This is a genomic window from Candidatus Proelusimicrobium excrementi, assembly GCF_937881865.1.
Classification (GTDB): Bacteria; Elusimicrobiota; Elusimicrobia; order Elusimicrobiales; family Elusimicrobiaceae; genus Proelusimicrobium; species Proelusimicrobium excrementi.
On record NZ_CALGEO010000146.1, the window covers coordinates 1 to 9246 of the forward strand.

At 45.4% G+C, this 9246-nt stretch carries 7 protein-coding genes; 6 read left to right on the plus strand and 1 reads right to left on the minus strand.

Going from position 1 to position 9246, the window contains the following annotated elements:
- Positions 1–1875, minus strand: a 1875-nt coding sequence (locus ACQY26_RS06685; RefSeq protein ID WP_428048366.1) for a SusC/RagA family TonB-linked outer membrane protein, incomplete at its 3' end; no start/stop codon positions are given.
- A 377-nt stretch (positions 1876–2252) separates the two neighbouring features.
- Between ACQY26_RS06685 and ACQY26_RS06690 the strand changes: the two genes are divergently transcribed.
- The 6 genes from ACQY26_RS06690 to ACQY26_RS06715 all read left to right on the plus strand — a co-directional run bounded on the left by ACQY26_RS06690 (position 2253) and on the right by ACQY26_RS06715 (position 9098).
- Complete coding sequence (locus ACQY26_RS06690) at positions 2253–2765, plus strand: hypothetical protein (RefSeq protein ID WP_428048367.1); 513 nt, start codon at positions 2253–2255, stop codon at positions 2763–2765.
- On the plus strand, positions 2743–4503 hold the full coding sequence (mrdA, locus tag ACQY26_RS06695; protein ID WP_428048368.1) for a penicillin-binding protein 2: 1761 nt from the start codon (positions 2743–2745) through the stop codon (positions 4501–4503). The genes ACQY26_RS06690 and mrdA overlap by 23 nt, the downstream gene beginning before the upstream one ends.
- Before the next feature lie 2 nt (positions 4504–4505).
- Positions 4506–5858 carry an FtsW/RodA/SpoVE family cell cycle protein gene (locus tag ACQY26_RS06700; protein ID WP_428048369.1) on the plus strand — a complete coding sequence of 451 codons (1353 nt, stop codon included), beginning with the start codon at positions 4506–4508 and terminating at the stop codon, positions 5856–5858.
- Positions 5859–5865: 7 nt separating this feature from the next.
- Positions 5866–6528 (plus strand): DUF2344 domain-containing protein, encoded by a 663-nt coding sequence (locus tag ACQY26_RS06705; RefSeq protein ID WP_428048370.1) that lies wholly within the window; start codon positions 5866–5868, stop codon positions 6526–6528.
- A 3-nt stretch (positions 6529–6531) separates the two neighbouring features.
- The gene (locus tag ACQY26_RS06710) at positions 6532–7983 is read left to right on the plus strand and encodes an Rne/Rng family ribonuclease (RefSeq protein ID WP_428048371.1); all 1452 of its coding nucleotides are present in this window, start codon (positions 6532–6534) and stop codon (positions 7981–7983) included.
- 89 nt (positions 7984–8072) lie between these two features.
- Positions 8073–9098: a hypothetical protein gene (locus tag ACQY26_RS06715; RefSeq protein WP_428048372.1), complete on the plus strand. Its 1026-nt coding sequence runs from the start codon at positions 8073–8075 to the stop codon at positions 9096–9098.
- Positions 9099–9246: the final 148 nt, after the last annotated feature.

A 9246-nucleotide genomic window follows, 5' to 3' on the forward strand; every position in this document is an offset into this window, starting at 1 on the left:
TTCAGAGATGACCCATGCACCCGAAATAGAGGGGAAGTAGCCCCACTGATTTCCACCAAGAGCAAATTTGGTACTACCATCAGCACGGAAGGTACCAGACAACAAGTAACGGTGCTTCCAGTTATAGTTTACCTGACCAAAGAAAGACGCAGTACGGTCGGGAGTAGAAAGAGACGATACACTTTCATAAGGTTCACCAAAGCCCATATTGTTCCAAGCCTCCTCTGAAGAGAAAGTTTCGGGGAAATGGATGTTCTTGAAATAAGTCTCACGCTGCTGATTATGCAGAATCTCTTGACCGACAAGGAAAGACCAATTGTGGTCATCCTTCACCGTCAAATTATAATTGGCAGTATTCGTCCAAACATATCTCAAGCGGTAACGGTCAGTCAACTCGGCCACCGGCTGATAATGATGTTTTTCGCCCTCCTTTGTCAACGCTCCGTAAAAACGGCTCTTGTCGTACCATCTCATACCGATAGTAGCCTCAGAACGAAGAGTCAATCCATCAATCGGCTTCCATTCGAGAGCCAAAGCATTGTTCAAAGTATATGCATGTTGAACCAAGGAATTTATCTTGATGTCATTCTTCGGATTGGTATAATGGAACATTTCCTCCTCAATAGGATCGGCATAAGAGGGGTCTATATAACCATACTCACGCAAACCATTGGTAGGACGATAACGCAAGACATCAATAATACCACCAGTACCGATATGGCTACCGCCTGCACCTTCATCACGGCGATAAGTGAACTTAGGATTGATTTGAATGCTGAACTTATCATTCACCTTAATATTCGTCTTGATATTCAAGTTAGTGCGACGAACGCCTGAGCCCATAATGATACCATCATCGTTGCTCTGAGTCAACGAAGCATTGAAACGGATACGCTCGGTACCACCTCCCACATTCACATTGGCTGAATAGCTGACAGGAGTTTCACCCATTACCTCATCTTGCCAATCGTGTGAAGGCAATGTGCCATACATGTCCAAGTCATAAGGATTACCGAAGTTTGCACGGAAGAACTTACCATTGGATGAACGAGTACCATTTGCCGAGTGCCACTGATACTGGTACTTCGCAAACTCTTCAGCATTCATCAGGTCAAGTTCCTTAGACAAATGGCTGACGCTCAACTGACCGTTGAATGAAACTGATACTTTTCCTTCTCTGGCACTCTTGGTTGTAACGACTACTACGCCGTTACCACCATTAGAACCATAAATGGCAGTCAACGAAGCATCCTTCAAGATGTCGATGCTGGCAATGTCAGTGGGAGGAATATCGTTGATATTGTCCACAAAGAAACCGTCCACAATATAAAGAGGTTCGTTGCTCTGGGTAATTGAAGAACCACCACGCACACGAATGTTCACATCAGCACCCGGCTGACCATCGACGGTAGTTACCTGCCCGCCCGAAATCTTACCCTGAAGGGCTACTGCTGCAGAAGTTACAGGAACCTGAGCCAATCGGGCACCAGAAATTGATCCGACAGAACCAGTAAGATCCTTACGGGCACGGCTGGTGTAACCGATAACGACCACATCTTCCAAATTAGAATTGTCTTCCTTCAACACAATTGTCTGGTTGGCAGCAGAGGCCTGAATCTCTTGAGAAACCATACCGATGTAGCTGACAACAGCTGTAGTCGAAGTTTTTAACTCCAGTGTAAAGTTACCATCAAAATCGGTAGCCACACCATTACTGGGAAGCCCCTTTTCTTGAACTGCCGCGCCGATAACCGGTTCGCCCGATGAGTCGACAATAGTACCTTTGACTACATTTTGTGCATTCACCCATAAAGGCAAAAGCATCAATGCAAAGAGAAAGGATAACCTACACAATAAATTCTTAGGTTTTTTCATCTCACAAAAGTTTTAACATTAAGATTAATATACAGTTAATTAATAAATTCCCTCATATTCTGTCTGATGAGCCCCAAAGGCATCAAACGATTTTTACCGCAACACCACGGTTTTATCGGGGCAAAGATACAAATAGAAAATAAAATAACACAAAAAAATCTTGATAGCAATAAGTTTCACAAAATTGTTTCACGTCTTTTCAAAGGAAAACGTTGCAGTTGCAAAAGAAAGTTATCTATGATAAAATGATGAAAGTTATGAAAAACAGAAATCTTTTGATACGGCTCTAAGCCCTTCCGTAAAGCCCGTGGTTGAAGGCGGAAGCGTAAAAGAACTGTTTATTATGCCGGCTTTAAAGCATTCTTCGGGGGCGAAAAATGGTTAAGTTTTTAAACGCTTTTATTATTTTTATAGCCGCCACTGTGATCAATTGGATAGGCATAGAATTGTTTGCGCCTTTAGATATAAATATTGGGGTTATGCTGGCGTTCTCAATAATTATGGCCGGCATTTTAAGCGAAGCCGGCGGCTATACTTTCGCTTTTATGAGCGGGCTCTTTTTGGATTTTTTCAGCGATGTCCTTTTCGGCGGATACGCTTTGGTCTTTACGCTTATAATGTTCGTTTTTTACCGCATTGACGATAAAATCGATTTTAAAGATATCGGTCCGCAGGTTGTAATAACAGCCGCGCTTAACGTGCTTTGCGTGCTTTTATACGGTTTTTGCGGTTTGGTTTTTACGGGTTCTTTCCTGTGGCAGGGTCTTAAGAGTTTTGCGGCCGGTTCCGCGCTTACGGGCCTTTTTATGCCTTTTATATATATCTTCGTAACCAAATATTTGATTTTTAATGTTTTAAAAAAGAATAATGAAAACAAAAACCTTTTTTAATCTTTCCCGTCTTAAGCATTTGTTGTTTTTGGCCTATTTGGCCGCCGCCGTAATTACGGTAAGGCTTATAGACATACAATTCATATCGCACAACCGCTACACCCAGGCGGCGGAGCAGAACCGCACGCAAATTTTATATCAAACCGCTCCGCGCGGGCGCATTTTGGCTTCCGGCGGGGAACTGCTGGCGGGCAATCAGCCGGCTTTCAGCCTTTATTATCTCCCTGCTTTTGAAGAAAGCAGCCAAGATTATATGGAAAGTTTAAGTTCCGACATGGCCAATTATCTGGGGGAAGATAAAGCGAAACTTTTAAAACTGTTAAAAAAAGCAAATAAAAGCGGCAAAGCTATAGCTTTGGCGCGGAATATTTCGCCCAAAAAGGCGTTTTCCTTCGCGGAGCTTCAGTCTTATTATTCCGGGCTTTATCTGCTTGAGGAAACTAAGCGTTATTATCCTTCCGGCGCATTTGCGGCGCATCTTTTGGGCTATATGGGCACGATGGATAATAAATTTTGGGCTTTGCGCGACGACAGCCTTGATTACAGATTAAATTCCAAAATAGGCAAAAGCGGCATAGAAAAGCGTTATGAAACCGAACTTAAAGGCCGCGACGGCGGGCTATTTTTAGAAGTCGATTATATGGGCCGCGTAAAAAAGAAAATCAAGGATAATCAATGGCGCGCCGGCGCGGATATATACACCACGCTGGATTATAAAGTACAAAAAGCGGCGGAGGACGGAATAAAAAATTCCGTTACCGGCCGGGGCGCGGCGGTGGTTTTAAATCCCAAGAACGGGGCTGTTTTGGCAATGGTTTCCGCGCCGGATTTCGACCCGAACATCTTTATGCCTTTCTCGGACGAAGAAACCAAACAAAGCAAATCCATCCCGGAATATAATTTGGCCATACAAGGCCTTTATCCGCCCGCTTCCACGTTTAAAGCCATAACGGCCATAGCCGGGCTTGAAACCGGCCGTCTGAACCCGGAAGAAGAAACCACCTGCAACGGCAAGGTTTATATGAACGGGCGGGAATTTAAGTGCTGGAAAAAGCACGGCCCGCATATAGATTTATGGGAAGGCATGGGCCAATCCTGCGATGTTTATTTTTATGAACTCGGCGGGAAGGTCGGTGCTTCCCACATTGAAAAAATACAGCGTAAGTTCCGCTTCGGCCGGCAGACGGGGATAGATCTGCCGGGCGAGAAATCCGGCAATATATACGGCCCCAGCAAAAGGGCAAGAAATAAAACATATTGGTTCGGCGGGGATACTTTAAATTTATCGATAGGCCAAGGCGAACTTTTGCTTACGCCCATACAAATGGCCGTTTTTGCGGCAACTTTGGCGAACAAAGGCGATATTTGGCGGCCTTATTATATAGAAAAGGCGGTATCTTCAAACGGGAAAACTCTTTTTGAGGCAAAGCCCGAACTTATGCAGAAGGTGGAACTTAAACCGGGCGTATTTGATATTATATCCAAGGCTTTAAAAGGCGTCGTGGATAATGCTACGGGCCGCGCGGCGCGTGTAAACGGAATAGAGGTGCACGGCAAAACGGGCACAGCCCAGAATCCGCACGGGGATGACCACGGCTGGTTTATGGCTTTCGCCAACCGCCCGGGCGAAGAGCCCGATTTGGCTTTGGCGGTATTTGTGGAGTTCGGCAAAGGCGGCTCCAGCGCGGCCGCGCCGATAGCGCGCAATATCATAAAAGCTTATTACGGGGTAAAATAAAAATGCTTGGTAAATTATATACATCGGAACAATCAATAAAAAGGCGCAAGCTTGATTATATTATTTTGGCCGCGGTGTCTTTGCTGGCGGCAATAGGCTTTTTTATAGTGCTTTCCGCGGTAAGCGGCCTTTCTTACGGCGCCGGCGTTATACGCACGCACGTAATAGCTTTGCCGGTGGCGGCGGGCGCTTTTATCTTCGGCTGGCTGTTTAACTATCAAATATATAACGAACAATGCAAAGTGCTTTACGGCATTATTCTGGCGATGCTTGCGGCGGTGCTGGTTTTCGGGGTGGTTTCCAGGGGGTCGAACTCCTGGTTTAAGCTGGGGTTTATTTCGCTGCAGCCGGCGGAGCTTTGCCGTATAGCCACAATACTTATAGCGGCTTCTTTCCTGAGCAGGAATTATCAAAGCATAAAGGAAGCCAAAACGCTGGTGCTTTTCGCTTTGCTTATTTTACCGATTTTTGCGCTTATTATGAAGCAGCCGGATTTTTCTTCCATAGTGGTTACCGCTCCCGCTCTTTTGCTTTTGTTATATGCGGCGGGCGTTAATACTTTTTATTTCGTTTTGCTTATGGCTTTCGGGTTTTCCGCGGCCTTGTTCCCGATAATTTGGACTTTTATAGCCCTGCACCCGGAAATAGCGGAAAACAACGCTTTTCTGTATGCGATAGGGCAAATGTCTTCCTCCTGGTTGTATATAGCCGGTTTTTGCACGGCCGTTATCGCCCTCTGTTTTGCCGTTTGGTACGCTTTAAGGCAGTTCAGGCTTTATATCGCGCCGGTTTTCGTGTTGATAATGTCGGGCGTAATAATAGCGGGATTCTTTTCGGGCTTGTTCGTCAATAAACAAATGAAGAACTATCAGCGCAAAAGGGTGGAAGCTTTTTTGGCACCGAATTCCGACCCGAAAGGCGCGGGCTATAACGTGTTACAGGCGCAAATCGCCATGGGTTCGGGCGGAGTTTTGGGGAAAGGGTTCTTCTCCGGCACGCAGTCAAGGCTGGGGTTTGTGCCGGAAAGGCATACCGATTTTATATTGGCCGTCTTGGGGGAAGAAACCGGCCTTATGGGCACTTTATTCGTTTTAAGTTTATACATTATACTTTTATGGCGCACGGCTTATATAGCCACGCTTGCAAGCGACAGATACGGTTATCTTGTTTGCTGCGGGATATTTTCGATATTTTTCGTTTATATGATATTTAATTTCGGTATGCTTATAGGCATAGTGCCCGTAGCTGGCATACCTTTGCCTTTTATTTCTTACGGCGGTTCAAACCTGGTTGCCAGTATGTGGGCCTTCGGGATAGTGGAATCGGTATACAGACGGCGTTTATCGATAATCTAAAAATGGTATGATAGAAACAGAGAAGATTTTCAAATACAGAATAAGATTAAGTAAAAGCAGTGACTCTCTGCCGCGCGCGGAACTGAGGCGTATGCTTTGCGACTCCGTGGCGGAAAGCGGAGTTAAGTACGCGGCGAGCAAGAATTGGCCCAAAGTGGCTTTGGGGCCATGCTCGCAGGACGGCGAGGCCAGTATCAGTGAATATGCGGATATATGCCTTAAAGAGAGTGTTGACGTTGAAGAATTAAAGTTAAAACTCGCCCCGTACATATCGGGCGGTTTTAAAGTTGAAGAAATAGAAGAAATACCTTACAGCCTTTGCTCGCTGGAATCTTTGTGCGAGTATGCGGGATATTTGCTTAGCCCCGTAGACGGGGAAACTTTAAAAGCCATGGATAATTCCAAGGCGGAAATAGAAATCCTGCACGAAAACGGCATGAGGGAACTTAAAAAAGCCCGGCGTTTAATATACGATATCAAAAGCTTGGGCGGTAATGACGTTGAAATTATAGTAAAGCTTTCCACGCTAAGAAGTTTTGGCCTTGAGCGGATTTTATCGGCGTTGCTCGGCCTTGAAGTCGGCGCGGTTAAGCTTAACAGGCTGCGCCGGGCGCTCTATTGGGCTCGCTCGGACGGTTCTCTTGAACCTTTGCGGCGGGAGAAAAATTAAAAAATGAAGAAACTTTCAGATAATCCAAAAGTTGAAGTGCTGGTGAACACTTCTTTCGAAGAAACCAGAATAGCTATACTTGAAGACGGCATCCTTTCGGAATTAATGTGGGAAAGGCGCGGTTCTTTGAACATAGTTGGAAATATCTATAAGGCGGTTGTGGAAAACGTGCTGCCGGGTATTTCCAGCGCGTTTTTAAACATCGGTTACGAAAAGAACGCTTACCTTTATATTTCCGACGTTATCGAAGGCGATAAACGCCCGATAGACAAGATCCTCTACAAAGGCCAGGAAGTTATGGTGCAGGTGGTTAAAGACGCAATCGGAACCAAAGGCATGAAGGTAACCATGGACGTAACGTTGCCGGGCAGATATTTGGTGCTTACGCCAAATCAGCGTTTTGTCGGCGTATCTAAAAATATTGAGGACGACGCCCAGCGCGAAAGGCTTAATTCCATGGTGGAAAAACTGGCCGAGAAATATTTGGACGGCATGGGCTGCATAGTCCGCACCGAGGCGGAAGAAGCCAGCGAAGACGAACTTGAAAAGGAAATCAAATATCTTTACAGACAATGGAAAACCATTATCACCAAGTTTGAACGCGCCCCTTCCCCGTCAATATTGCATGAGGATATGGACGGCGTTTTGCAGGTTTCCAGGGATATCCTTTCCGAAGACGTCAAAGTCTATATGCTTGACAATAAAAAAGACTATGAAAAAGTGGTGGATTTCGTTTCCAAAATATCGCCGGAACTTAAAGACAGAATAAAACTCTATAAAGGCAAAACACCTATTTTCGAAGCCTTTAACATAGAGCCGGAAATCGAAAAACTCCGCCGCATAAAACTGCCTTTGGAAAACGGCGGCAGCATTATCATTCAGGAAGCCGAATCCCTCTGCGCCATAGACGTCAACACCGGCAAATTTACCGGCAGCAAATCGCAGGAGGAAACCGTCACCCAAACAAATATCGAAGCCGCTTACGCCATAGCTCATCAGCTTAGGCTTAGAAATATCGGCGGGATTATAGTTATCGACTTTATTGATATGAAGAAGGCTTCCAACCGCCATAAAGTCGTTGACGCTTTAAACGACGCCGTCAAGCGCGACAGAGCCAAGATAAGAATTTTGCCCATAACGCGCCTGGGCCTTGTGGAAATGACCCGCGAGCGCAAAAAAGAAAGCACCGGCAGCCTTATAACGGAAGAATGCCCTCAGTGCCACGGCAGCGGCAGAGTGCTTTCCGCGGAGAGCATGCGCATTAAAGTTCAGCGTGAAATTTACGACCTTACCCAAGGCCGCCCCGGCGGTAATTTAAGGCTTGTTCTGCATCCGCTTTTGGCCGATTACATCAAGCAGAAGCAGAATATCATAGAGCAAAACATCCACCGCAGTTTGAAGGTTCAGTCTGATCCGCAGATCGCGTGGGAAGATTATAAAATCGTGTTAGAGTAAAAAAGACCCCGGCTTAGGCCGGGGTTTTTGGTTCCGTGCATAAAACGCGGGCAATGTTAAGTCAATATAATAGTTGTATAATAAAAAATATGAAAACATTTTTTAATAAAACAGCGGTTTTTTTGCTTTCCGTTTTGCTGATAAGTTCGGCCGTACTTGCTTTTGCTCATACGGTTACCTACCGTCAGGAACAATTGAAGCTGATTGACCCGGACGGAGATAAGGCTTTGCTGTCGCTTTTTTCTGAAACGTGCAAAACGGGCATTAAAAAATGCATATTATTAAAAAACATTCCTCCGGAGGAGTCCCAGTTAAGGGAACCGCGTTTCGCGCGGGAAAATCCTATTTTAAACATTCAAAATAACAGGGTTGCGGATAACTCTAAGGCAACTCCGCTGTTTAATATGGAAACCACTCTGGCGAATTTTAAAAAGATAATAAAAAACGGAAAGTGGGGAATTTCCTTCGGCAAAATGCACTATTGGGCGCCGGGTCATTTTTCTTCGGGTAAAATAATCGCCTCTAAGATAATAATGTCTTTGGCGACGGCCACTTCCGCGCGTTTTATGTACGTCGGGCAGGAAATCCCTCTAATTAACTGGATACTGAGCAGACCGGATAATTCTGTTACGATGGAGCAGCTTTTCAGCAAGAGTTACGCTTTAAATAAAGGGAATGTTTATTTGACGATTTTGACGATAGAAAATGTCCTTTCCGACGCGACATTTGAAGCCGACAGAGAAAAAACAGCCGTCAATCAGAAGCTTGCCGATTTATACGCCGCCAGCCCGAATAAATTCGGGGATTGGTATCATTTGTTTGGGACTATGCTGGCGGGATACGCCGGAGAGCCGGCCGAAATGATTGCGGATTTGTATGGCGTGTACAGGAAAATCAGCAGAGGCGCCAACGCCGAAAAAGCCACTATGGCGGCCGACAAAGCCGGTGCAAAAATGGGTGCTGAACTGCGCGGTTTTGTATTTAAGAATGACAAAGAAATACAAAGAAAGCTGCGCGAGGAAATAAAACTAAGGGAAGAACTCAGCAGAAGGAGCTTGGGCAATTTGAAGTATGTTGGGCCGGACGGGAATATGTATATCGGTACCAGGTTTTGAATGCTGTTTTAATTTATTTACTCGGTCTATCTTTCTTGCTCACGGCTAGCAAACTTCCGTATTTGGCGTTTTTTGCGGCCTTTCTTCGCTTGGGTACTGCGCCGCCTTTGGCGGCATCACTCTTAGTATACCTCCTTCCTCAAAAATA

Bases quoted from the DNA above. Each gene is read 5' to 3' on its own strand.
- mrdA (WP_428048368.1), top strand. From the start codon at position 2,743: ATGAAAACAAAAACCTTTTTTAATCTTTCCCGTCTTAAGCATTTGTTG.
- ACQY26_RS06715 (WP_428048372.1), top strand. From the start codon at position 8,073: ATGAAAACATTTTTTAATAAAACAGCGGTTTTTTTGCTTTCCGTTTTG.
- ACQY26_RS06705 (WP_428048370.1), top strand. From the start codon at position 5,866: ATGATAGAAACAGAGAAGATTTTCAAATACAGAATAAGATTAAGTAAA.
- ACQY26_RS06690 (WP_428048367.1), top strand. From the start codon at position 2,253: ATGGTTAAGTTTTTAAACGCTTTTATTATTTTTATAGCCGCCACTGTG.
- ACQY26_RS06700 (WP_428048369.1), top strand. From the start codon at position 4,506: ATGCTTGGTAAATTATATACATCGGAACAATCAATAAAAAGGCGCAAG.
- ACQY26_RS06710 (WP_428048371.1), top strand. From the start codon at position 6,532: ATGAAGAAACTTTCAGATAATCCAAAAGTTGAAGTGCTGGTGAACACT.